Raw genomic sequence first — 24,888 nt, 5'->3', positions numbered from 1 at the left:
TGCCGTTCCTCCCTTTCGTTACGGCTTACGGGTATGGCGCTGTGCCGGCGGTTTTTTTCCGTTCGGCCGCCGTTTTGGATTACGCAGATTCAAATCAAGCGGCCGAAGAACAATCGCCCACCATGGCAGCCTTATGAACGTATCTCTCCATATCCCTTGCTTTGTCGGACCCGGCGCCATCGGAGACATGTACGGCACGCCGAAGGAGCGCAGCGACGTTAGATGGATCAACATAAACAGCACCGAAATAAAAATGCCGAAAAACCCGAAAATACCCGCCATGATCATAAAGAGGAAGCGGATAATGCGAGAGGTTGCCGCCATATTAAATTCCGGCATAACAAAGTTAGATATGGCTGTGAAGGATACAACGATAACCATACCCGCAGACACAATGCCCGCCTGCACGGCAGACTGCCCTAATACGAGAGCGCCGACGATCGAAATCGCGGGCCCGATCGCCCGCGGCATTCGTAACCCCGCCTCGCGCAGCACCTCGAATGTGATCTCCATCAGAAGCGCTTCGACCAGCCCCGGGAACGGGATGCCTTCCCGCTGCGCCGCTAGACTAATAAGCAGTGTAGTCGGAAGCATCTCTTGATGATAGGTAGTAACAGCGATGTATAAGGCAGGCAGCAAAATCGAGACCACATACGCGGCGTAACGAATGATGCGTACGAATGTCGCAATATCGAACCGTTGATAATAATCCTCCGGGGATTGAAAAAAGGTAAAAAAAGTTGTCGGAGCCATTAGGGCCATAGGCGACCCGTCGACCATGACCGCTACTCTACCCTCAAGCAGCGCAGCTGCCACAGTATCCGGCCTCTCTGAATTCAATAGCGTCGGAAACAATGTAAAGGTCTCGTCTTGAATAAATTCCTCTACATATCCGCTCTCGAGCACGCCGTCTATTTCGATTGCCGCCAGTCTGCGGTAAACCTCCTTCACGATCCCTTCGTCCGCTACCCCGCGCAAAAACAGCACGGCTACGTTGGTATGCGTTTGCTGACCGATCTTGTGCACTTGCACATGAAGGTCGGAGGAGCGGATAATGCGCCGGATCAAGCTAATGTTGGTTCGGACGCTTTCTACAAATCCGTGCTGCGGTCCCCGGATGACCGTTTGGGTCTGAGGTATCGTAACGCTGCGCTGCTCGCCTCCGCCCACATCCGCGGTCAATGCCGCAGCGCTCCCGTCCGCCAAAATAACGCAAAGCCCGTTCGTCATATATTGGAGAGCTTGTTCCACTGTATTTACATCCTGCACCGATCCGATTGAAACGACGCAGCTGCGAAGCGCCTCCAGCAGCTTTCCGCCCTTGACGTACGCGTGCTGCGGCAGCTTCATCGACATTAACGGCTCCATGACGCTTTCATTAATCGTCTCCGTGTCCACGATTCCATCCACATAAATAATCGCGATCTCGCGATCTGGAGCCGCGTCGCTGCGAAACATCCGAATAACGATATCCGAGCTTCTGCCGAAACGATCGCGAAGCATTTCGAGGTTCGCATGCAGCGATGGACTGAACGGCGTTAGCCTTCCTGCGTTTTTTTTGTTCATAGCGGCACCTTTCGTTTCCATGTTGCTTCTATTTTGGCGCATTATGGATGTAAATATGTACGCTGCTCTCTCGTATTTGCATAATTGCGCCGGCGAAGAGCTGCCTGCACGTCTAAGAGGGCAGTCCCCATGCCGGACCACCCTCTTGCTTTGTCATTAAAATCTCACGGAACTGCCGCTCAGAAGTCTCCGCAGCGGGCCTCGACAAACCTTGTCAAAAATAACCACAAAAATCCTGTGGTATAAGAACGCATGTTCTGTATATAATAAGAACAAACGTTCTTGCTGTGGAGGGATAGCATCATGACATTGGAAAAATGGTTCAGCGCAATCGGTTGTGTCGTTGATGTTATTTATATGAGTCAAAAAGGCAAGTTTACGAAACGAAGGATTCGGGTCATATCCGTGAGAGACGGTTACGTCAGAGCCTTCTGCATAGACTCGAGCGCACAGCGCGTCTTTCTGGCGGCAAATGTATTAGCGGCAGAGCTGGTGAGCCGACATGTCTCTTGACAAAGTAATTATGCTTGTGGATTGCCAATCGTTTTATGCTTCAGTGGAGAAGGCGGAGCATCCCGAATATCGCGATTTGCCGGTTGTCGTTGCGGGCGATCCCGAACGCAGATCCGGCATCATCCTCGCCGCTTGTCCGATCGCCAAGTCCTTCGGGGTAACGACTGCCGAGAGGCTCGGCGACTCGCTTGCGAAGTGTCCGGATCTAGTGATCATTAGACCGCGAATGCAGCTGTATATCGATATTTCCATGATTATTACGCGTATTTATCAGTCCTATACCGACCTCGTCGAGCCCTATTCGATCGATGAGCAGTTTCTCGATGTGAGCGGCTCGCTGCATTTGTACGGATCGCCGGAGGAGCTGGCGCATCACATCCAAACCCGCATTCAAGCAGAGCTCGGGGTGTATACCCGCTTCGGCATTGCGGAAAATAAAATTTTGGCGAAGACGGCCTGCGACAACTACGCGAAGAAAAACGACTCCGGCATTTATATTTTATCGAAGGATAAGCTCCAGGAAACGCTTTGGACCTTGCCCATCTCCAAAATGTTCATGGTCGGCAGCAGAATGACGCGGCATTTTAATGCGATGGGGCTGGAGACGATCGGTCAATTAGCCGAAACGCCGCTCGAGAAGCTAAAGCTGATGATGCGCCGCAAATTCGGCAAAAACTCCGATATTAACGCCGAGCTGTACTGGCGCATTGCGAATGGAATCGATGATAGTCCCGTTACGCCGGGTACACATCAGGTTGCTCCGAAGACGGTGGGACATATGATGACGCTGCCGCGCGACTATGGAAAGCTCGAGGAGATCAAGGTCGTGCTGCTTGAGCTGACGGAGCTCGTTTGCCAGCGCTGCCGGGGCAAAGGTTATATGGGGCAGGTCGTTTCGGTCGGCTTAATGGGGGCCGATTATGACCGGCCAACCGGCTTTAGCCGCCAAATGAAAATGGACGATCAGACCAACGTCACCAATCAGGTTTACCGCACCGCCATTGAGCTGGTGCTGCGGCACTGGGACGGCTATCCGGTGAGAAAGGTCGGCGTAAGCCTATCGTCATTTTCGCAGGATGATGAGTACCAGCTTTCCTTGTTTGACCCGCACCGCGAGAAGACGATGGCGCTTGAACGGGCGACCGATGCACTCAAACAAAAGTACGGGGACGCTGCTATTTTAAGAGCGGCTTCCATTACTCCCGCCGGGCAGGCGCTGCACCGCTCTGAGAAGATTGGAGGACATTACAAATGAGAAAGAAGCTTGAAGGAAACGGGCTTTGGGAATCGAGCCGCATGATGCTGCCCGAGCACAAGGTAGCGATTAATGAGCAGGAGAAGGCATTGCGGCAGCGGCAGCGCATTGAGCTCGATGAACAGGAGTGGGAGAATGTAGCCCGCTCCGTGACCGATTCGCTGCAGCAGCGGCAGCCCGTTACGCTCCGTCTGTTCCACCCGTTCGAGGAGCTTACCGTCATCGGCATCGTGGATCGGATCGATCAGCTGAAAGGCCGTTTTATGGTCGATGGCGAGTGGTTTGCCATCAAAGATATTGAAGGAGCGGTAACAGACCAATAGCCTGTCATTCTACTGAGCATATGTACTACAGGGCAATGGGGGATCCATACAGATTTACTTCCCGCGCTGCATCGCAAGTACCGCCAGCTCGATCTTGCTCAGTATGAGTCCGTATTCATTCGTAATTTCAAAGGTATGCGGCAGCGGCAGCTTTTGAAAAAAAGGCGCTACGTCAGCTGCCGACTTAAACCAGTCGCCGCCATCTGAAGCTTCAAGCGGCTGATCGCCCCAAGCTGTGTGAAGCTCCGGACTGTAGAGCGGCTCGGCCCCCGGCTTCAGCCGTCCGCCAAGCAGACGTTCAACATAAACGCGTTTTGGAGGCTGCTTGCGCACTCGCGCGAACATATGCGGTGCATAGTCCGCGCGCGAGCCGGTATGCTTAACCGCCCCGGCAAAACATTTGGCGCCCTCATATACGCGCGGAATGCCAAACAGCATCGCGTAAAGCCGCTTGCCGAATTCAATCCGCTCCTGCAAATTTTCGAATCGCTCCATAATAAGCCCGGAGAGCTTCAGCACGGCAGCTCCATCGCCTTTTTCTTTTCCATTCCCGTACGGAAAAATAACGCCGTTCAGCTGAAGCAGAGACTGCAGTCCAAAAAATAACGTATGAAGCACCTTTTCGCGAAAATAAGGATGCTGCACGACGCGCTGCTCGATATAATGCTGCTCGTTGACGATCAGCGCAATCGTCAGCGGCACCGAATCGCGATCCCGCCAAAACTGCTTCCAGACCGGCATCATGAACGTCGATACGCCAAAAGCCGGCAGCAGATGGAACAAGCTCCTGCCCTCACGCCGGCTCCATTCATACAATAGCAGCTGCGGATAAGCATCCTGAAAGATCAACGCGTTCGCCTGCTCCAAAAACCGGAACACCGCCTCCCGCTTCTCCGCGCTGAGCAGCCAAGGAAGCCACTCCCCCTGCAAATCTGTCATGTTCCAGCCGCCATTGCGCGATACCATATGGGCAAGCAGCGCCCAGTGCAGCTCGGACGTGCGGAAATATACGCTGCGGTAGGCCTCTGTCCGCGTGACATTATTGCGGTTGCAAGCAGCCGTCTCTGTGCGGATTCGTTCAATGAGCGCGAGCTCCTCTCCGGTCCATCCGCAAGTTGCCCCAGCCTCAAGCGCTGCGCCGGGCTTTGACCACGCATACATCAGCTTTGCTACAGCGGGAGCCGACAGCTGCAGTGGTATCGCCTCGGCCATCATCGTGTGCGCTGCGGTCATCGCCACCCATTTTCCAACGGCATAGTCGAACGCCGCACCTGGCAGCGCGAGCAGCTCCCGCAGCCAGTAGCCGAATGAACGGCTATATGTCCGTGATTCATTCTTTTTGCCCATCGTCAGCGCTCCTTATTCAACGTCATTGCCTATGCAGGAGTGATGCATCGCTATAAGTCTATATGATCCAGTATCATCCACCGTGCGGTTAGTCATACCATCTTAGCAACATATGCGCTTCAGCCAGCCGCAATGTATAATAGGGGGAAACGTATAGAAAGGGGATGAGAGTCATGTGCGGGAGATATACGCTCACCGTCACGCTGGAGGAGCTGATGGTCAGATATATGATCGGAGAAACGATGGTGCCGTTTCACCGCCCGAAATATAATGTAGCTCCCAGCCAGCTGGTGCTAACGATCTTAAACGACGGGAATAGCAACCGGCTAGGAGAGCTGAAATGGGGACTTATACCCCCATGGGCTGACAATCCGAAGATCGGCTTCCAGATGCTTAACGCACGCTCAGAGACGGCAGCCGGTAAGCCAGCCTTTAGGGCGCCGCTGAGACGCAAACGCTGCCTGATCCCAGCCGATGGCTTTTATGAGTGGAAAACGACGGCACAAGGCAAGCAGCCTATGCGGATCGTGCTGAAGAGCAGAGCCTTATTCAGTATGGCCGGTTTGTATGAAACATGGCTCTCACCCGAAGGAACAAAAATAAATAGCTGCACCATTTTGACCACGACGCCGAACGAGCTCGTTGCCCCCATTCACGACCGCATGCCGGTCATTTTGCGCCCCGAGGATGAACAGCTCTGGCTGAACCGCGTCGTAACGGACGTCACTGCGATTGCTCCGCTCCTGCAGCCATACCCGGCGAATGAACTCGAAGCATATCCTGTCTCCGCAGCTGTCGGAAACGTCCGCAACGACGAGCCTGCGTTAATCGAGCCCTATTGGACGGACGAGCAGCTAGAGCTGTGGTAGTGGCCAGGGCTGCCCGTATAAGCAAAAAAAATCGCTGACCCCAAGCGGTCAGCGAAACATCCCCCACAGCTTCAACAAATGAAACGTGTTGTTGGGATCGATTTTTTGCCCCATGACGAAGGCAACGAGCTGGTCCTCCTGCGTATCCGTAAGCTGCTCCTGCAAAATAACGGCCGCCGCTTTCACAAGCTTCCTCACCTTTGGCCGGTCCTGCAAATCGTACTTCGTCACATTGCCCAGCAGCTGCCTGATTCGATCCTTCACGACAGGGTTTTTCATCTTGTATTTAACGCGCTCGACCAGCTGCGGCCGAATTCCATAGTTTTGGTAACTCACTGCCCTGACACCTCCATCCGGCAATCCAATCACATCGTTAAACTATATGCCGCCTGGAGGTAAATATTGCCTAGTCCAGCTGTTCCCCTTGAAAAAATGGATCCTTCTGCAGCACGCTGCGAACTCTGGCATAGGACTCATTCGACCAAAAATCGTCACGCCCCGTTAATTCAGCGGCATCGTCCCGGGCAAGCTCCAGCACCTCATAATCGGCCACCATGTCCGCCAATCGGAACTCCGGCAGACCGCTCTGCTTCGTGCCAAAAAAATCACCCGGCCCTCGAATCTCAAGATCGCGCCGCGATACCTCGAAGCCGTCGTCCGTATCCGTCATTACTTTCATCCGCTCTCGTCCGGTTTCCGATTTCGGGTCGGCTACCAATATGCAATGCGATTGATGCTCGCCTCGTCCTACCCGCCCCCGCAATTGATGCAGCTGGGACAAGCCGAACCGCTCGGCGTCCATAATGATCATAAGCGTCGCATTAGGCACGTCCACGCCTACCTCGACGACCGTCGTAGCGACTAGCACATGCGTTTCATTTGTGCTGAAAGCGCCCATGACGCCTTCCTTCTCCGCAGCTGAAAGCCGTCCGTGCAGCAAGCCGACCCGCAAATCCGGAAACGATTGCTGCGTTTGCACGTATAGGTCAATCGCATTTTGCACATCGAGCTTTTCCGACTCTTCGATCAACGGACAAATAATGTAAGCTTGCCGCCCTTTATCCGCCTCTTTCCGAATAAAGGCAAGCACGCGCTCCATCATACTATGCTTCACCCAATACGTCTTAATCGGCTTACGCCCATGCGGCCGCTCGCGAATCGTCGACACATCCATATCTCCGAACGCCGTAATCGCCATCGTTCTTGGGATAGGTGTCGCAGTCATCGTAAGCACGTCGGGATTCATCCCTTTGCGGCGCAGCACGCTCCGCTGATTCACGCCGAAACGATGCTGTTCATCGACAACAATGAGCCCGAGGCTCCGAAAAAAAACATCGTCCTGAATAAGCGCATGCGTCCCGACAACGATATCGATCAGTCCCATCTGAAGACCGGCGAGCACGTCCCTTCGTTTGCGCTCCGTGACGCTCCCCGTCAGCAAAGCGACCTCTATGCCCAAATCTGCAAACATTCTCGAGAGCGAGCGCATATGCTGGTCCGCCAGTATTTCGGTCGGCACCATCAGTGCGCCTTGATGGCCTGACTTGACTGCAACGTATAACGCAATCGCCGCAACAACCGTTTTACCGGAGCCAACATCACCCTGCAGCAACCGATTCATACAAGACGGCCTTCTCATGTCCACGCAAATTTCATTGACGACCTTCTTCTGCGCATCGGTCAGCTCGAAAGGGAGAATCGCAGCAAACTGGCGAATCGTCTCGCTTTCGATCCGATGTGCAATGCCGTCATTACGTTTGCGATTAAGCGCCCGGTATGCTTGAAGCTTTAACTGGAACAGAAACAGCTCCTCATATACCAGCCTTCTGCGGGCTGCCTGTCCTTCCTTCGTATCATCCGGCAAATGGATGCGCTGCACAGCATCGCGCCTCGCCATCAGATCATGCTGGCAGACAAGCTCATGTGGAAGCATTTCTTCGATCATCGTTCCATACTGCGTCAACGCTTGGCGCACCGTCTTCCGCATCCACGGCTGCGTTATGCTTCCGCCAACCGAATAAACCGGCTGCAGCGTTCCGGATTTAGCCGGCCCGCCGCTGCCTGGAAATTCCGAGTCCGATACCGTAATTTGAAGGCGCTGTTGTTCCCATTTGCCCGTAAGCATAATTTCCCGGCCGGTTACAAGCTGATCCTGCAGAAAATGACGATTGAACCATACCGCCGTGACCAGCCATTGTCCGACTTCAACCTTGCACGTTAGTCTCGATTTGCTCTTGCCGTAACGCTGCAGGACAGGGATGCCTCTAACATGTCCGAGCACCGTCACCTTCTCGCCTTCCTTCACGTCGGTGAGCTCGCGAATGCGGTAATCCTCGTAGCGAAATGGAAAATAGTCCAGTATATCCGCAACTGTTCTCACGCCAAAGGCGTGAAGCTCCTGTTCCTTAGGAGCACTCACGCCTTTGATTTGCCGAACAGAAATTTGATCCAGCGTCATCATCCTATCACATCCTGTACATGAACACAGCCGATGTGCCGGGTCCAGTATGCGTCCCGATAACTGCGCCTATCGTTGTCCAGCCAACCGACCGCACATTGAACCGGCTCTTGAGAAGCTCGTATAACTCCTCTGCCGAATCCTTGCGAAAAGAATAAGCCATAGTAATCCCGACAGGCTCGTCTCCGTACGTATCCTTTAACAGCTCGGCGATACGAGTCATCGCTTTCTTCGAGCCGCGCACCTTGTCCACCGCCGTAACGACTCCATCCTGATCTAATGACAGGATCGGCTTTATGTTTAGAATCGAACCGATCAACGCCGATGCCTTCCCGATCCGTCCGCCCTTTTGCAGATACTCGAGTGTGTCCACTAGAAAATATAAATTCGTATTTCGCTCCAGCCGATCGATTTCCTCGATAATCCGTTCCTTCGATTCACCTGCCTGCGCCATTTCAGCCGCCATCACGACACGCATTCCGAAGCCGTAAGAAGCTGATCTCGAATCCATTATCGTAACATCAGCATCATTCTCAAGCATGGAATAAGCAATTTTAGCCGACTGAAACGTGCCGCTGAGCGCAGCTGACACATGCAGCGAAATAATCGGCGAGTCCGCATCTTCAGCGAGCAACCGCTGGTATACATCTGAGAACTCTATCGGAGACGGCTGCGACGTCGTTGGAGGCGCAGAAGCCTGTGCAAGCTTCTCGTAGAACTGCTCGGACTTAATCGTTACGGCGTCCAGAAACGTCTCCTCGCCAAAGTGAACCTTAAGAGGAATGATGTTTATCCCCAATCGCTCCCTGACCTCATCCGGAATGTCAGCCGTACTATCCGTTACTATTCGAACCTTTCCCACCGTATTCCCCTCCCCGCGTTTAAACAATGCATCTTACTCTAAAGCAAAAACGTAAGGATAAAGCGGTTGTCCGCCCTTTTGCACTTCCAGCTCCAGCTCAGGATAATGTTCCCCAATCCATTCACAAAGCGATGCAGTCCCGGCTGCTTCAGCATCCACGCCGGTAAGAATCGTTAACAAATCACCGCCTGATTCCAGCATACTGACGATAAGCGTTTGGCAGGCCGACTCCAAGCTCTCATCTGAAACGACGATCGTTTTTTCCTTGATGCCGATATAATGGCCCTGTCGAATGTCTACGCCTTCAATCGCAGTATCTCGTACGGCCCTTGTTACTTGTCCGGAGAGAACCTGTTCTGCCGCATTTTTCATCCATGCGCTATTGCGCTCGACCGTTTCTTCTTCCTTGAAAGCAAGGACAGCCGCTAAGCCCTGCGGAATGGTGCGGGTCGGAATGACAGTAACACTGCGCTCGCTAAGCTCGGCTGCCTGCTCAGCCGCCAAAATAATGTTTCCGTTATTCGGGAGAAGATAAATATGCTCCGCAGACAACGCTTCGATCGCTTTCACGAAATCCTCCGTGCTAGGGTTCATCGTCTGGCCGCCGGACAATACCGTATCCACATCATTTTCCAAAAAGATGTTTGCGATACCCTCGCCTATTGCGACCGCAATGATGCCATACGGCGCCCATTCGAATACCTGCCCTGGAGGTATGCCTTGAACGTTCTGCCCTGCGAGCAGCTCAGCCGCGGAAAAGTCTGCGACGCTTGAATCGTCTTGCTCGTGCTCAAGCAGATCACGATGCTGCTCGCGCATGTTAAGGATATGAATATCGGTTAATTCGCCGTAAGGAAGCGATAGATTAAGCACGTCACCCGGTTTACGCGTGTGTACATGGACCTTAATAATATCGTCTTCTGTTATGACCAGTATAGAATCGCCGTCTTTTCCAAGCGCCCGCTTGTAAGCGGATTCATTAAAAAACACTCCTGCTTTCCCGCTTAGCTTGCGATTTATAAAAAATTCCATATCGTATAAAAACTCGATCGCTTCCGTTGATAAGCGCGATTGCGCCGATATCCGCTCTTGCACCCGAATCGCAGGAGCGATTGTCGGAACAGCTACCTCTTCAGGCGGAGCTGCTTCTGATGGCATCGCGCTCGAATCCATATGGCCGTCTAGCTCCAAAAGGCTGCGTACGAAGCCCTCGTAAATAAACACCAGACCTTGTCCGCCTGAATCGACTACGCCGACCTGCTTCAGAACAGGCAATAAATCAGGGGTGCGCTGCAAAACTTCATATGCCTTCTGATGCACTTCGCGCATCAAATCAGCTACGTCATTTGTTCTGCGTGCATATTGAACGGCGTGCTTGGCAGCTTCCTTAGCAACGGTAAGTATTGTTCCTTCTACAGGCTTTACAACAGCTTTATAAGCGAGGTCAACACCGTTTTGCAAAGCAGCGGCCAACTGCGCTGTTCCTGCTTCGTCAAGTCCGGCAAGCGATTTGGAGAAGCCTCCGAACAGCTGTGACAAAATAACGCCAGAGTTACCCCGCGCGCCCATCAGCAGCCCCTTCGACATTGCTTCTGTCGCTTTTCCAATGCTGCTTGACGGCTTGCTGCGGAGCTCACGAACGCCTGAGGACATCGTTAAGTTCATGTTTGTACCCGTGTCACCATCCGGCACCGGGAACACATTTAATGCGTTAACGTGCTCTGCGTTACGTTGTAGATAGTCCGCGCCGAGCAGTGCCATTGCAGCAAAATCAGATCCGTTTATAAAGCGCTTACTCAACGAAATTTCCCTCCCTGTTACTTAAGTACCCTGACATCCTGCACAATTATATGGACTGCTTCCACTTGTAGACCGATTACGTCATTCAGCACATATTTCACCTTGGATTGAATGTTATGCGCGACTTCGGAAATTTTCGTTCCATAGCTCACCATGATGTAGAGGTCAATATGAAGCTTTTCATTTTCACGTCTAACTTCAACGCCGCGAGTCAAATTATCCCGTCCGAGCAGCTCGGCAATTCCGTCCTTCAGTTGTTTGCGTGACGCCATTCCAACAAGTCCATAACAATCCATAGCCGCAGAGCCGGCAATAATGGCTATGCAATGGTCTGAGACCTGTATGGAACCTAATTCGGTGCTAAGCTGCAGTGGCATGGAAATACACTCCCTTACTCTATACATTATGGACTATATACCATTGTACTATAAACGGCTTCTTTATTGAAGTCTGTTCGACAAATCCAATCTTTCTACGCCATTGCAAGCTTTCTCTTCAATCAAGAACATACCTGGCCATATATTTAGGTTGAACAGAACCGATGTTTATGATACGATATTCAAGTGTGTTTAAATGTTATTTCGCTTTCGAATGAAGTTTTCCTCACGCATAACGAAGCCATAGCTTATGGAATCAGTTTTGCACACGCAAGATTTAAAGGAGGTGTAGTCATGTCCCGCAAATGTTTTCTTACAGGTAAAGCACCTGGTACAGGTAACAACGTTTCCCACGCAAACAACAAAACTCGTCGTTCTTGGGGCGTAAACGTGCAGAAGGTTCGCATCCTGGTTGACGGTAAACCGAAACGTGTTTATGTCAGCACTCGCGCACTGAAATCCGGTAAAGTTACCCGCGTATAATGATGGCTCTTTGGCCATAGACAAAAGCACCTGAGCGCTCAGGTGCTTTTCTTTTACATTTCTACGATCACGGCCGAAGGGTGTCCTGCAGCATCTGACCTAATTTTTTTGGAAGGTATTCAAAATCGCCTTTACGAACCCGCCCAAAAATTTAGGCAGTTTTATTGTATAAAATTTCATGCCTCATCCCTCCTCAGACACGCTCATCGAATTAATCCGTGACAAAATTCCTACGCTCATGTAACCATCCTATGCGTTGTCAGTTCGTCCTATTCCATCGTGAACCGCGGAGGAAAGCGCCTTACAAGCCCGTTATTGTGTCTAAATTACCCCTTATATAGATAACTGCGGCTACAATTACGGTGATAAGCAAATAAAATACAATCGACAAGACGAAGAAGGTAATCCGCAGTCCAAGCGTCTCAAATCTCCGGAAAAAGCGTATCCCTATGTATAATGCCAACAACGAAAAGAGATACCGGTAAAATTCCGTTATCATCGAGAAAATCGCCAGCATTAGACCTGCAAGAACCGTATAGCCGAGTAGCCAAAATGTCGTTTTTAACCGCTCATTCATCGCTCTAGCCGCTAACGCAATACTGCGATTGCCGCAGCACGGTCTTTTTCGCCGAACACGGCATTCCCCGCCACAAGCACATTAGCACCGGCCTCGCGGATAACTGCAGCCGTTGATTGATTTACGCCGCCGTCAACCTGAACATGCACCTCATCAAGGCCCTGCTCTTCCAGCATCGTGCGGAGCTGACGCAATTTCACGAGTGAATATGGAATGAACTTTTGTCCCCCGAATCCTGGATTAACCGTCATAATAAGCACAAGGTCGAGATCATGCAAAATAGGCTCCAGCACGGTAACAGGCGTTGCCGGATTGATCGCTACGCCAACCGGAAGCCCCTTTTCTTTAATATAATGTACCGTTCTATGCAAATGCACGCAGGCTTCGGCGTGTACCGTAATCCGGTCAGCTCCTGCCGCTATATAGTCTGCAATCGACAACTCCGGACGTTCAATCATCAAATGAACATCAAATGGCAGCGTAGTCGCTGAGCGTACAGCAGATATAACCGGCGGACCAAAAGTCAGATTGGGAACAAAATGCCCGTCCATCACGTCAACGTGAATCCAATCCGCTCCTGCCGCTTCCACGGCCGCAATTTCCTCTCCAAGTTTTGCGAAATTAGCTGATAGTATGGAAGGGGCGATAATTGTCATAGTTGTTAGTACCTCCGTTTTTTCTCTTTCATCTCTTCTAGAAACAGTAAGTAGTGATCATATCTGCTTTTCTCGATCTCACCGCTCTCAACCGCGGCGAGGACGGCGCAGCCTGGCTCATGCACATGAGTGCAGCCTCTAAATTTGCAATCAGGGGACAGCTTGCGCATCTCGATAAAGCAATAGCCTAAATCCTCTATACCCAGCTCGTGAAAATCCAGCTGGCTAAATCCAGGCGTGTCCGCGACTAAACCGCCGCCAATTTCAATCAGCTCAACATGTCTAGTCGTATGCTTGCCTCGTCCAAGTCTGTTGCTGATTACATTTGTCTCAAGTTCTAGACCGGGAACGATCGCATTAAGCAGCGACGATTTGCCTACGCCCGATTGTCCGGCGAAAACCGCCAAATGGCCTTTCAGCCTTTCTTGAAACGGAGTGATCCCTTCGCCAAGGCGCGAGCTTGTCCCGTACACTTCATAGCCGAGTGCCCGGTATATACGATTAACGGAGGCAGCCGCAGCGCGCGCCTCCTCCGTTTCCAAACCGTCATTCTCTAAATCCTGCTTGCTTAAGCACAGAACCACAGGTATGCCTACATGCTCGATATGCACAAGAAACTTATCCAGCAGCTGCAAATTAAGTGCAGGCTCCGTCACGGAAAAGACGAGAATCGCAAGATCGATATTAGCAACCGGCGGGCGAATAAGCTCTGATGAACGGGGTAATAGCTCTTCGACGGTGCCCTCTCCGTTCTCCGTTAGGCTGTACATGACCACATCGCCAACAAGCGGCATAAGTCCCTTATTTTTAAAGACGCCCCGAGCGCGGCATTGGATCGTGATCGAGTCCGATGCCGCATTCTCCGCCCGCACATAGTAGTAACCGCTGAGCGCTTTTACTATCGTGCCTTTGAGATGACCGGCTTTGCTATTATGGCTGCTGCTGTTGCTCTTCTTCAATTGGCTCATCATTGCTTTCGGTAACCTCCGCTTGTGCCGGCTCTTCTGTCGCCTGCACTTCTTCACCCGGAATGGTCAAGGTGGATGAATTTGTACCCTTCATTAATTCATCATACGTTATCGTTCTGGTATCGATAAACTGATTGTCGCGATAAACCGTCACTCTAGCTTCCGTATCCGGCGCTACAATCACCGTAACAGGGAAGGTTTGCGTACTCGTAATTTGCCTTTTATCCCATTCAATGTTTTCACCGCGCGCATCGGAATAGACAATTCGGATTTCACTTGTCTTTCCAGCTTCAGCCGGAGAAATATTAATATTGAATTGATGCTCCTTCGCATCGGCCGGCGGGCCTGAGCTTACGCGGATCGATATTTTAGCCCCTTTGGATACAAGATCCTTCGGTTTGTACGGGTCCTGACTGATGACAAAGTCCTTCTGATGCAAATAACTAGGCTCGTATAAAATATCCGGCTCATCGAGCGTCAGCTCGTTTGCCTTGATCAGATCCTTCGCTTCGTCCAGCCGCTTGCCAATTAAATTCGGCATCGGTACGGTTTCTCGGCCTTTGCTGACCATGAAATTGAATTCAGCCGATTCGGGATTATATTGCTCGCCCGGCTTTGGAGACTGTTGAATAATCGTATCTACAGCTTCCTCGCTGAACACGGGTTCAATAATGATTTGTTCCTCCGTTATGCCTAATGCGCCCAGCTCATCAATCGCGGTCTGCAGTGATTTCCCGATATAGTTGCCGAGCTCTTCCAGCTCCGGGCCATCACTGACAGATATTTGAATAAAGGAGCCTTCCTTGACTCGCATATTCATCTTCGTCTGACTGAATACCTGATCCTTCGGAATTTCCTGATTATGCTCGTGAATGACCGGTTCTTCAATCTTAAGCCCCGCAGCCTCGATCAGCTGCCGCGCTTCCGTTTCCGTTTTGCCAACGACGTAAGGCACGTCTACTTCCGCGACGTCCAGTACGCCAAGGAGCCAAATAAAGCCCCAAATGATTAACCCCAGCAAAAGCAGCGTCACGCCGACGACGGTAAGCGGTTTTTTCCACCCCTTTGACTTCGGCGCCATGTCCTTCTCGTCCCAATGCTTATCCTCACTCGCGTTTGGATTAACCGGCTGCTCACGCTCTGCCTGAGCTGCTGGCCGAATATCGCCGCGAATAGCAGGCATCACGCGCGTCTCGTCGAAATCGTTTATGCTCGTAAACGATACTTTAGGCTCCTTCAACCGCTCAGGGCGCAAGCAGGTATCCAGATCCAGCAGCATTTCATGCGCCGAGCTGTAACGTTCACCCGGATTTTTGCGCATCGCTTTAAGAATGACGTTCTCGACGCTTTGCGGAATATGCGGATTGACTGTACGCGGCTCGTCGAAGTTTTCCTGCAAATGCTTCAAAGCTACGCTAATCGGGCTTTCACCGAGAAACGGCAGCTGTGCGGTCAGCATTTGATAGAGCACAATGCCGAGTGAATATAAATCCGACTTTTCTCCGGTATTGATCCCTTTCGCATGCTCGGGTGAAAAATAATGTACCGAGCCGATGAGCGAGCCGGTCTGAGTAATGGTCGATGACGTAACCGCACGCGCGATGCCAAAGTCGGTAACCTTCACACGACCGTTTTTTCCTATTAATATATTATGAGGCTTAATATCGCGATGAATAATATGATTCTGATGCGCATGATCAAGCGCGTCGGCAATTTGCATGGCAATGCGCACCGATTCATCTGTTTGCAGCGGCGCACTCTCTTTTATAATTTCATTCAAATTGTGGCCTTCGATATATTCCATCACAATATAATGCGTATCCTCTTCTTGTCCTACATCATAAATACTGACGACATTCGGATGAGATAGCGCAGCTGCTGACTGTGCCTCACGACGGAAACGGCGAATAAATTCCTCGTCATGTACAAATTGCTGCCGCAGCACCTTCACCGCGACCTTTCTGTTCAGCAGCACATCATGCGCTTTATATACAAGCGCCATTCCACCGCCGCCAATACGAGTCAATATTTCATAACGTCCGCCTAAGTCCTGTCCGATCATCCTTGTCACCCCTCTCGATTCGTACCAGCTGCTTCTTGCAGGAGAACGACCGTAATATTGTCGTCTCCGCCAGCATGCAGCGCAAGCTGAATGAGATGATCAGCTTTAGCTTCCAGCTCCAGCTGCTCAGTAGTGACCGTTTGCAGCATTTGCTGCTCACTCACCATGTTCGATAACCCATCGCTGCACAGCAGCAGCACATCCTGAGGGGACCACTCCACCGATTGAACGTCGATATCAACATGCGAATCCGTGCCTACGGCACGAGTAAGCACGTTGCGGCGCGGATGGTGAGCGGCCTCTTCCATGCTAAGCTGTCCGGATTTGACCAATTCATTTACGAGTGTATGATCAGTCGTTATTTGCGTAATGACGCCTGCGGTAATCTTGTAAGCGCGGCTGTCACCGACATGTCCGATAATCGCATTATCTTGTTTAACTAACGCAGCCACAATCGTAGTGCCCATGTTATGATAATGCTCGTTACGGGAGGCCAGCTCAAACACAGCCTCATTCGCCTGAGTAATTGCTTGCCGGATAAGCATTTTGCCTTCCTGCAGGGACAAATCTGTTTTCACAGCGCTTTGCTCCAGCATGCTGCGGAAGGCGTCCACTGCCTTCTTGCTTGCAACGTCCCCGGCCTGATGCCCGCCCATGCCATCGGCTACGATGGCGAGCGTTATCCCGTTATTTAATTGACTAACCCAAGACTGGTCTTCATTAACCTGACGAACCCGTCCGATATCACTGCGGTTTGCCGTTAACAATCAGTCATCACCTCGCCTGAGAATCCATATGTTTCGCTCTTAATTGGCCGCAGGCAGCCGCTATGTCATGGCCTTGCTCCCTACGAATCGTTACGCTCACTTTATTACGCTCCAATACGCGTTGAAATTCAAAGATGTCTTCACGAGGTGTCCGGACATAATTCCGTTCAGGAACATGGTTTACAGGAATTAAATTGACGTGGCACAGCATGCCTGAAAGCACGTCTGCCAGCTCTTGCGCATGCTCTACCTGATCATTCACTCCGCCGATCAATGCGTACTCAAACGTAATTCTCCGGCCGGTCTTCGCGATATAGTTATGGCAAGCTGCAATGACATCATCGAATGGGAACCGGCGGTTAACCGGCATCAGCTTCGAGCGAAGCGCGTCATTCGGCGCGTGGATCGACAGGGCCAAGTTAATTTGCGTGTTTTCCTCCGCGAACTTATACATGCTTGGCACGATGCCGCTCGTCGAAACGGTAATGTGACGCTGCCCGATATTCAGCCCCTTCTCATGAATCATGATGCGAAGGAATGTCATCGTTGCGTCGTAGTTCTCGAAAGGCTCGCCCGATCCCATAATAACGATACTGGAAACGCGCTCACCAGTAGCGTCGAGCAACTGCTGTGCAGTCACGACTTGTGCAACGATCTCGCCCGCAGTCAGATTCCGCTTCAAGCCGCCGAGCGTCGAAGCGCAAAACGTACAGCCGATCCGGCAGCCGACCTGAGTCGTCACGCAAATACTGTTGCCGTAGTTATGGCGCATAATAACCGTCTCGATCGCATGCGCGTCATGAAGGCCGAACAGAAACTTAACGGTTCCGTCCTTCGATTCAAACTTCGTAATCTCACTTAGCGTTATAATCTGAAAATGCTCATCCAGCTTCTCGCGCAGCGCCTTCGGGAGGTTGGACATATCTTCAAAGCTCTTTACCCGCTTCACATACAGCCAATCAAACAGCTGGCCGCCGCGAAAAGCCGGCTCGCCGTTATCTTTCAGCCATTGCTGAAGCTGCTCGAGCGTATAGTCATATATACATGTTTTCATTTCATCACACCTGTATCTTAAAGTAGGGCGGCTAATGCATTTCGTTCGCCGCCATCGATTTATTTTACCACAAACGCCCATGTTCAGCCATAACGGCAGATTAAGGCCGTTTTACCATCCGAGCAATGTAGAAGCCGTCGCTGTCAAAATGCTGCGGGAGCAGCTGCGCTTGACCGTCAAAATGCTCGCCGATAACGCCCGCTTGCCTTAGCTGTGAGGCAATGGCCTCCGGCCAATTGCGATCCAGCTCAAATTCAGGATGCTCCTGCAGAAACCTTGCTACCTGCTGCTCATTCTCGTCCTTCTCAATTGTGCATGTGCTGTAAACAAGCACGCCGCCCGGACGAACCAGTCCGCACACTGCGTTTAACAATTGCTGCTGCACCGCTGCAATATCCGACACATCACCCGCTGTCTTCGTCCATTTGATTTCCGGCTTCCGTCTAATAACGCCGAATCCGGAGCACGGCGCATCGAGCAGGACGGCATCCATCGATTGCGGTTTGAAGCGTTCAGCCAGCTTAAGCGCATCCTCGGTGATCGCTTCAACGTTGCGAAGCTTCAAACGCTCGGTCTGCGTCACGATCAAATCGCGCTTGTGCGCATGCAAATCATTGGCCCATACCTTCCCCTTGCCGCCCATCAGCTCGGCCAAATGCGTGCTCTTGCCTCCCGGTGCCGCGCAGCAATCCAATACCTGCATGCCCGCTTTCGGAGCTACGACCTCTGCGACCAACATAGAGCTCTCATCCTGCACCGACCACAAGCCTTCGCGGAATCCGTCCGTATCGGCCAGATTGCCTCCACGGTCTATCGCAATGCCGGCGGGCGCGATAAAAGAAGGTACAGCATCGTAGCCCGCTGCTTTCAGAAGGCCGATTATCTCCTCGCGGCTGCCCCTAAGCGTATTTACGCGAACGCTGGAATGCGGGTGCTCGTTGCCTGCTGCGCAGATGGCCTCTGCCGTCTCCGCGCCGTAAGCCGCAACCCAGCGGCCTACGAGCCATTCCGGGTAGGAATGACGCAGCGCGATTTGCACGATTGGATCGGCATTTTTTATATCGGAAGCCTGCAGCTCTCCGCGGCCGCGGTCGATGCTGCGCAGCACGCCGTTCACCATGCCGGAAATGCCGGAATGTCCGCGCTTCTTCGCGATCGTTACCGCTTCATTCACCGCTGCATGCGGAGGGATGCGATCCAAGTAGAGCAGCTGGTAAGCGCTCATTCTGAGAAGCTGATGAACCCAAGGCTCTAGCTTATGTAACCCTTTGGAAACAAACCGGCTTAGCCAATAATCAAGCGTAGCTTGCCGCTGGATCGTACCGTACACGAGCTCGGTTACAAGCCCTGCGTCCGCGCGCTGCAGACCTGCATCCTGCAGCGTGCGATTAAGCTGCAAATTGCTGTAAGCGCCGGTCCCGGCGACCTTTACCAATGTATCCATCGCCAGCTCGCGCGGAGATTTGGCCTTGCGTGTTCCCGGTTGCTGCTGACCAGTCTGGGCAGTCTGGGCAGGCTTGCCGCCGCCGTTAGCAGGGCGTTTATGCCCGTGCCGGGCTTTAGGCTTGCTCTTCATGCCATTGCCGCCATTGCCGCTATTGCCGCTTGGCTTACGATTGCCTTCCGTCATCCTGCACCTCCGTCACCGAGCTGCGTGCCTATTTCAAGACGCGCACCCTTGAGCCATTCCGCCGCATTCATCGTCCGCTTGCCGGCAGGCTGAATTTCCTGCAGAACAAGCACGCCCGCGCCGGTCTGTACATGAATGCCGTTATGATCTGCCGCTATGACTGTTCCAGGCACTGACGCAGCCGGTTTCGGAGCAGCATCGGAAGGAACCGCGCACTGCCATACCTTAAATACTTCTCCATTCAGAAAGGTGAAGGCTCCAGCCATTGGAGACAAGCCCCGCACCTGATTGAATATAGCACGCGCAGACTTCATCCAATCGATACGCTCGTCTTCGCGGGTCAAATTTGGCGCATAGGTCGCATGTTCATTTTGCTGCGGCACTGCTTTCGCCTCGCCGGCAATGATAGCCGGCAATGTCTTGCCTAACAGCTCCGCGCCGGCGTTGCTTAGCTTCTCAAACATTGTTCCCGACGTATCCTCGTCAGTAATCGGAAGCTCCACGACACTAATCATATCGCCCGTGTCCAATCCTTCCGCCATATACATAATCGTCACGCCTGTAGAGCTCTCTCCGTTCATGATAGAGCGTTGTATAGGAGCGCCGCCGCGATATTTCGGCAGCAAGGAGCCATGCACATTAATGCAGCCAAGACGCGGAATCTCAAGCAGCGCTTTCGGCAAAATTTGTCCGTAAGCAGCCGTTACGATAAGATCCGGCTTCAGCTCTGCAACCGCTGCAACGGCTTCTGCGCTGCGCATCCGCTCAGGCTGCAGCACAGGCAGCCCGAACGACAACGCCGCTTCCTTTACAGGCGGCGGCGTCAACGTTTTTTTGCGGCCCTTCGGCCGGTCTGGCTGCGTTACGACAGTGACAACATTGTAATGCTGCTCCAAGAGCAGCTTCAAAGAGGGAACGGCAAAATCCGGCGTTCCCATAAATACGATACGCATGAAGCTATTCGCCGCCTTTTCTGACTCTTTCCGAAATGTCGTAGACGCTCTCCGCCAAATCGGTAAACAAGATGCCGTTCAAATGGTCAACCTCATGCTGGAACGCACGTGCGAAGTAGCCCTTCGCTTCGACCGTAAACGTCTGTCCGCTGCTGTCTTGGCCTGTAACGACGATGCGGTCTGCGCGTAGAACGTCTCCGTTCAGGTTAGGAATGCTCAAGCAGCCCTCAGGACCAAGCTGCTCGCCCTCCTGCTCCACGATGACCGGATTAACCATTTCGACCAAGCCGTTCTCATCGCCTACATCAACGACGATAACCCGCTTTGAAATGCCGATTTGAGGCGCTGCAAGCCCTACTCCCTCAGCGTCATACATCGTATCAGCCATATCTTTAAGCAGCTTTTGCAAATTTGCATTAAACTTCGTTACTTCCTTAGCCACTTCCCGCAATACCGGATCTGGCTCTTTCACAATAATACGGATACTCATAGTATTCCCTTCCTTTGCGATCATTAAAATAGTAATAGCTATTTATAATATAACTTGTGGATCTACGTCAATACTGAACTGCACCTGACGCTGCGGCGGCCCGTCTGTATAAGGAATGAGCGCCTTTCGAACGAAGGATGAAGCATCGATGTTCCCACGATATTTTATCACACATTGAAAACGGTAGCGATCCTTCATTCTCGAAATCGGCGATGCGACTGGTCCAAGCACCTCAAGCGCTCTGCTAAACCCACTGTTAAGCGGCAGCAATACACCATCATTCTCGGCCAGCTCGCGCAGGTCTGAAGTGAACTGCTCGCTGATAGAGGAAAGCAAGGGCAGCTGCTCATGCGACATCGTGACGAGAATCAGCCTGCAATACGGCGGATAGCCCATCGTACTGCGATGGCGGAGCTCTTCGCTGACGAAAGCAGCGTAATCATGCTGCTGCGCCGTTACGACCGCATAGTGCTCGGGCGCATAGGTCTGTATGACAACCTCACCCGGCAAATGATGCCTGCCGGCGCGCCCAGCGACCTGCGTAAGCAGTTGAAACGTTCGTTCGGCAGCGCGAAAATCAGGCAAATTAAGCGATGTGTCCGCCGCGATCACCCCAACTAATGTAACGAATGGGAAATCGAGGCCCTTCGCTACCATTTGAGTGCCAAGCAGCACATCCGCTTTCCGTTCTCCGAACTGCTTGAGCAGCTTCTCATGCGAGTTTTTCTCCGTGGTCGTATCGACATCCATTCGGATCACCCGAATGCCCGGAAACAGCTTCGAGAGCTCCTCCTCGACCCGCTGCGTGCCGGTGCCGAAATAACGGATGTGCTCGCTTTGGCAGGACGGGCACACAGTTGGCGCTTGCTCGGCATGCCCGCAATAGTGGCAGCGCAGCGCACGCGATTTCTGATGATAAGTAAGCGAGATATCGCAGTGCGGGCAAGCGGCCGTATACCCGCAGGAGCGGCACATGACGAAGGTCGAGTAGCCCCGGCGATTTAGCAGCAGCACCGACTGCTCACCGCGCTCCAGCCGCTCCGCGAGCGAGCTGTGCAGCAGGCGGCTGAACATGCTGCGGTTGCCTTCCTTCAGCTCCTCCCGCATATCGATGACGGCTACAGGCGGGAGCGGTCTGCCGAGGGCGCGATCCGGCATCGGCAGCAGCGCCGGCTCACGGCCTTGGTCACGTGCCGAGAGCGGACGGGTTGCTGCCGCGAAGGACTCCAGTGACGGCGTTGCCGAACCAAGCACTACCGCCGCCCCATGCTGCTTCGCTCTTCTTACCGCCACATCGCGCGCATGATACTTTGGGCTTTCCTCCTGTTTATAAGAAGATTCATGCTCTTCATCAATTATAATAAGTCCAATACGTTCAAACGGTGCAAAAATAGCCGAACGCGCTCCAATGGCTACCTGTACCTGGCGGCTGCGGATTTTGCGCCACTCGTCGTAACGCTCTCCGTTCGACAGCCTGCTGTGCAGCACCGCAACCGCATCTCCGAACCGTCCTTTAAAGCGTTCAACCATTTGAGGCGTGAGCGAAATTTCAGGAACGAGCACGATCGCTTGCTTCTCCTGCTCCAGGCAAAATTGGATCGATTGCAAATAAACCTCCGTTTTGCCGCTTCCCGTTACCCCGTGCAGCAGCATCGTCTGCGGCTCGCCTGCATCAACAGCCTTGGAGATCCGGGCATATACATCCCTCTGGCCTTCAGTCAGCTCGAGAGGAGTCGTTCTTTCGAACTCCCGGCCCGCATAAGGATCGCGCTGCTGCTCCACCTCGCGCAGCTCAATCAGTCCTTTCTCCGCTAACGAGCGAACGCTGGCCGCTGAGCCGCCCGCCTGAGCGAGCAGCTGTCCAAGCGGCAGCGGTCCGCCATGCTCCAGCATGTAAGCAAGCACCTCGCGCTGCTTCGCAGCTCTAGGCGGCAAAGCGTCCATTTGGGCGCGAACGCCCTCCGCGTCTTCAGGAACGAACACGGTCAGCACTTTGCGTACAGCAAGACGGTCGCGTATCGAGGTTTGCTCGACCAGCACACCTTCGCGAAGAGCGGACTTCACTGCCTTCGCATACTCCGGAAAACGCTCCAGCAGCACCTCCAGCTTAACCAGCTGTCCGCTCGTTCCCATCCATTCGGTCATTGCCGCAGGAAGATCCTCCCTTGCCGCTTCTTCGTCCTGAATGCCGACAAGCCGCTCGGCCTTCCCCTTCAAGGCTGCCGGTATCATCGCCTGCAGCGCCATCGTCCACGAGCAGCAATATTTCTCGCTCATCCATTTTGCCAGCTCGATAAGATCGGGCAGCAGCGGCGGAACGTGATCCAGCAGCTCCGAAATGGGCTTGAGCCGCTTGACGTCAATGTCCGTCGTATCAGTAAGCTGCGTCACGAAGCCCTGCAGCACACGGCCACCGAAAGGAACGCCGACGCGGCTTCCCACCTCGATCCATTCTTCAAATCCAGCAGGCACCTTATAATCAAACGGCCGATCCGTCTGGCGGCTCGGCACGTCTACAATTACTTTAGCAATCATTTGCCGTTCCCTCCGGAATAGGCAAGCCTTCCTGCAATCAATTCCAGCAAGTGAACCGCAACCTCGCGCTTGGATAAAAGCGGCATAGCTTCCACGAGCCCTTCCGAACCAAATATTTGAACGATGTTCGTATCTCCGTTAAAGCCCGCCCCATCCAAGCTTACATCGTTTGCTACGATAAGGTCGCAATGCTTCCTGCGCAGCTTGTCCATCGCGTAATGATCGATATCCTCTGTTTCTGCAGCAAAGCCAACGAGAAATTGATTTTGCTTCCGCTGCCCAAGCGTCTCTAAAATATCCGTCGTACGCTCAAGCTCCAGCACAAGCTTCTCGCCGCTTTTTTTCAGCTTCTGGCCGCTGATCTGCACAGCCCGATAGTCTGCAACAGCGGCCGATTTCACGACAATGTCCATATCGTCATAGATGCCCGTCACTGCTTCCAGCATTTGCTCAGCGGACTCTACCCGAATGACTTTAACGCCCGCAGGAGGCGCCACCGAGGTACGGCCGGCAACCAAAGTTACATCGGCTCCCATTAACAGTGCCGCCTCCGCTATCGCAAAGCCCATTTTGCCGGATGAATCATTCGTCAAATATCTTACCGGATCCAGCCGCTCCATCGTACCTCCTGCGGTTACGAGCACCCGTTTCCCTTTCAGCTTGCCGCCTCTGCCAAACCATGACTCGATCGCAAGTACGATATCTTCAGGCTCCGCTAGCCGTCCCTTAGCGACATAACCGCAGGCTAACTGGCCCGTTCCAGGCTCCACGAACATAACACCGCGCGCTGCAAGCAGCTCCAGATTATTAACAACAGCAGGATGCTCATACATATGTACATTCATCGCCGGAGCGACCAATACCGGACAAGTTGCCGCAAGCAGCGTCGTGCTGAGCATATCATCGGCATGGCCTCCGGCAAGCTTTGCAATCGCATTAGCGGTTGCCGGAGCGATAACGATCAAATCCGCATGATCGGCCAAATGAATATGCGATACGACCGCAGGATCTCTCTCATCGAACGTATCGATATAGACCGGGTTTCGCGATAACGTTTGCAAAGTCAACGGCGTTATAAATCTCGTCGCCGATTCCGTCATAATAATGTGCACAATCGCGCCCGCCTGCACCAGCTTGCTGCATAGCGCTGCGCCTTTATAAGCTGCAATTCCGCCTGTAATGCCGAGTATAATCGATTTCCCTTTTAACATGGTGATTCTCCCTGTCGAGCGTAAACGGCTGTTGCCGTCCTATAGCGGCGACAGCCCGTTTCGCGATGAAATAATAAGCCGCATCATGAACAGCAAGCTTGTCATTTCTTATATTTTCACATAGGCTGCTGT

Annotated in this window: 24 protein-coding genes; 5 read left to right on the top strand and 19 right to left on the bottom strand. The window is 52.6% G+C overall.

Annotated elements, in window-relative coordinates; all coding sequences use genetic code 11:
* Positions 1-18: 18 nt before the first annotated feature.
* Positions 19-1,566, bottom strand: coding sequence for a spore germination protein (locus ASG81_RS17830; protein ID WP_081417423.1), 1,548 nt, complete (start codon positions 1,564-1,566; stop codon positions 19-21).
* Between the two features lie 303 nt (positions 1,567-1,869).
* On the opposite strand from ASG81_RS17830, the gene ASG81_RS17825 reads away from it, so the two are divergent.
* Genes ASG81_RS17825 through ASG81_RS17815 form a run of 3 tightly spaced genes read left to right on the top strand, consistent with a single transcriptional unit; the run spans position 1,870 to position 3,657 of the window.
* Positions 1,870-2,079 (top strand): hypothetical protein, encoded by a 210-nt coding sequence (locus ASG81_RS17825; protein ID WP_056636954.1) that lies wholly within the window; start codon positions 1,870-1,872, stop codon positions 2,077-2,079.
* Complete coding sequence (locus ASG81_RS17820) at positions 2,069-3,334, top strand: DNA polymerase IV (RefSeq protein ID WP_056636951.1); 1,266 nt, start codon at positions 2,069-2,071, stop codon at positions 3,332-3,334. The genes ASG81_RS17825 and ASG81_RS17820 overlap by 11 nt, the downstream gene beginning before the upstream one ends.
* Positions 3,331-3,657 (top strand): YolD-like family protein, encoded by a 327-nt coding sequence (locus ASG81_RS17815; protein WP_056636948.1) that lies wholly within the window; start codon positions 3,331-3,333, stop codon positions 3,655-3,657. The genes ASG81_RS17820 and ASG81_RS17815 overlap by 4 nt, the downstream gene beginning before the upstream one ends.
* A gap of 54 nt (positions 3,658-3,711) precedes the next feature.
* On the opposite strand, the gene ASG81_RS17810 is transcribed toward ASG81_RS17815, so the two are convergent.
* Entirely contained in the window at positions 3,712-5,004 is a 1,293-nt protein-coding gene (locus ASG81_RS17810) for a DUF2515 domain-containing protein (RefSeq protein WP_056636945.1), read from the bottom strand.
* 173 nt (positions 5,005-5,177) lie between these two features.
* On the opposite strand from ASG81_RS17810, the gene ASG81_RS17805 reads away from it, so the two are divergent.
* Complete coding sequence (locus ASG81_RS17805) at positions 5,178-5,873, top strand: SOS response-associated peptidase (protein ID WP_056636942.1); 696 nt, start codon at positions 5,178-5,180, stop codon at positions 5,871-5,873.
* Between the two features lie 48 nt (positions 5,874-5,921).
* On the opposite strand, the gene ASG81_RS17800 is transcribed toward ASG81_RS17805, so the two are convergent.
* The 5 genes from ASG81_RS17800 to ASG81_RS17780 all read right to left on the bottom strand — a co-directional run bounded on the left by ASG81_RS17800 (position 5,922) and on the right by ASG81_RS17780 (position 11,370).
* Positions 5,922-6,209, bottom strand: coding sequence for a stage VI sporulation protein F (locus tag ASG81_RS17800; RefSeq protein WP_056636938.1), 288 nt, complete (start codon positions 6,207-6,209; stop codon positions 5,922-5,924).
* A gap of 70 nt (positions 6,210-6,279) precedes the next feature.
* Positions 6,280-8,331 (bottom strand): ATP-dependent DNA helicase RecG, encoded by a 2,052-nt coding sequence (gene recG / locus ASG81_RS17795; protein WP_056637699.1) that lies wholly within the window; start codon positions 8,329-8,331, stop codon positions 6,280-6,282.
* Between the two features lie 7 nt (positions 8,332-8,338).
* Positions 8,339-9,193, bottom strand: a complete 855-nt coding sequence (locus tag ASG81_RS17790; protein ID WP_056636935.1) for a DegV family protein — start codon at positions 9,191-9,193, stop codon at positions 8,339-8,341.
* Positions 9,194-9,226: 33 nt separating this feature from the next.
* Positions 9,227-10,954, bottom strand: a complete 1,728-nt coding sequence (locus ASG81_RS17785; protein WP_081417422.1) for a DAK2 domain-containing protein — start codon at positions 10,952-10,954, stop codon at positions 9,227-9,229.
* Positions 10,955-11,010: 56 nt separating this feature from the next.
* A complete protein-coding gene (locus ASG81_RS17780; RefSeq protein WP_056636929.1) occupies positions 11,011-11,370 on the bottom strand; it encodes an Asp23/Gls24 family envelope stress response protein in 360 nt (119 codons plus the stop codon).
* Between the two features lie 294 nt (positions 11,371-11,664).
* Between ASG81_RS17780 and rpmB the strand changes: the two genes are divergently transcribed.
* Positions 11,665-11,853 carry a 50S ribosomal protein L28 gene (gene rpmB / locus ASG81_RS17775; protein ID WP_056636926.1) on the top strand — a complete coding sequence of 63 codons (189 nt, stop codon included), beginning with the start codon at positions 11,665-11,667 and terminating at the stop codon, positions 11,851-11,853.
* A 99-nt stretch (positions 11,854-11,952) separates the two neighbouring features.
* Here rpmB and spoVM read toward each other — a convergent pair whose 3' ends face one another.
* From spoVM to coaBC, 12 genes are all read right to left on the bottom strand, one after another.
* The gene (spoVM, locus tag ASG81_RS17770) at positions 11,953-12,033 is read right to left on the bottom strand and encodes a stage V sporulation protein SpoVM (RefSeq protein WP_010345573.1); all 81 of its coding nucleotides are present in this window, start codon (positions 12,031-12,033) and stop codon (positions 11,953-11,955) included.
* Positions 12,034-12,154: 121 nt separating this feature from the next.
* The gene (locus tag ASG81_RS17765; protein WP_056636924.1) at positions 12,155-12,430 is read right to left on the bottom strand and encodes a hypothetical protein; all 276 of its coding nucleotides are present in this window, start codon (positions 12,428-12,430) and stop codon (positions 12,155-12,157) included.
* Between the two features lie 11 nt (positions 12,431-12,441).
* A complete protein-coding gene (gene rpe, locus ASG81_RS17760) occupies positions 12,442-13,086 on the bottom strand; it encodes a ribulose-phosphate 3-epimerase (protein ID WP_056636918.1) in 645 nt (214 codons plus the stop codon).
* A gap of 5 nt (positions 13,087-13,091) precedes the next feature.
* On the bottom strand, positions 13,092-14,054 hold the full coding sequence (gene rsgA, locus ASG81_RS17755; protein ID WP_056637696.1) for a ribosome small subunit-dependent GTPase A: 963 nt from the start codon (positions 14,052-14,054) through the stop codon (positions 13,092-13,094).
* Positions 14,017-16,116: a Stk1 family PASTA domain-containing Ser/Thr kinase gene (pknB, locus tag ASG81_RS17750; protein WP_056636913.1), complete on the bottom strand. Its 2,100-nt coding sequence runs from the start codon at positions 16,114-16,116 to the stop codon at positions 14,017-14,019. Before pknB ends, rsgA begins: the two co-directional genes overlap by 38 nt.
* A gap of 5 nt (positions 16,117-16,121) precedes the next feature.
* Positions 16,122-16,883, bottom strand: coding sequence for a Stp1/IreP family PP2C-type Ser/Thr phosphatase (locus ASG81_RS17745; RefSeq protein WP_056636909.1), 762 nt, complete (start codon positions 16,881-16,883; stop codon positions 16,122-16,124).
* Positions 16,884-16,890: 7 nt separating this feature from the next.
* Positions 16,891-17,937, bottom strand: a complete 1,047-nt coding sequence (gene rlmN, locus ASG81_RS17740) for a 23S rRNA (adenine(2503)-C(2))-methyltransferase RlmN (RefSeq protein WP_056636907.1) — start codon at positions 17,935-17,937, stop codon at positions 16,891-16,893.
* A gap of 100 nt (positions 17,938-18,037) precedes the next feature.
* Entirely contained in the window at positions 18,038-19,567 is a 1,530-nt protein-coding gene (rsmB, locus tag ASG81_RS17735; protein ID WP_056636904.1) for a 16S rRNA (cytosine(967)-C(5))-methyltransferase RsmB, read from the bottom strand.
* Positions 19,564-20,520 (bottom strand): methionyl-tRNA formyltransferase, encoded by a 957-nt coding sequence (fmt, locus tag ASG81_RS17730; protein ID WP_056636901.1) that lies wholly within the window; start codon positions 20,518-20,520, stop codon positions 19,564-19,566. The genes rsmB and fmt overlap by 4 nt, the downstream gene beginning before the upstream one ends.
* A gap of 4 nt (positions 20,521-20,524) precedes the next feature.
* Positions 20,525-21,010 (bottom strand): peptide deformylase, encoded by a 486-nt coding sequence (gene def / locus ASG81_RS17725; protein WP_056636898.1) that lies wholly within the window; start codon positions 21,008-21,010, stop codon positions 20,525-20,527.
* Between the two features lie 42 nt (positions 21,011-21,052).
* Positions 21,053-23,545: a primosomal protein N' gene (gene priA / locus ASG81_RS17720; RefSeq protein ID WP_056636895.1), complete on the bottom strand. Its 2,493-nt coding sequence runs from the start codon at positions 23,543-23,545 to the stop codon at positions 21,053-21,055.
* On the bottom strand, positions 23,542-24,756 hold the full coding sequence (gene coaBC, locus ASG81_RS17715) for a bifunctional phosphopantothenoylcysteine decarboxylase/phosphopantothenate--cysteine ligase CoaBC (protein WP_056636891.1): 1,215 nt from the start codon (positions 24,754-24,756) through the stop codon (positions 23,542-23,544). The genes priA and coaBC overlap by 4 nt, the downstream gene beginning before the upstream one ends.
* Positions 24,757-24,888 lie beyond the last annotated feature (132 nt).

It is taken from the genome of Paenibacillus sp. Soil522 (genome assembly GCF_001428245.1).
Taxonomy (GTDB): domain Bacteria; phylum Bacillota; class Bacilli; order Paenibacillales; family Paenibacillaceae; genus Pristimantibacillus.
The sequence above is the reverse complement of the archived record's forward strand: the minus strand, read 5'-3'. Positions and strand labels throughout refer to the sequence as shown.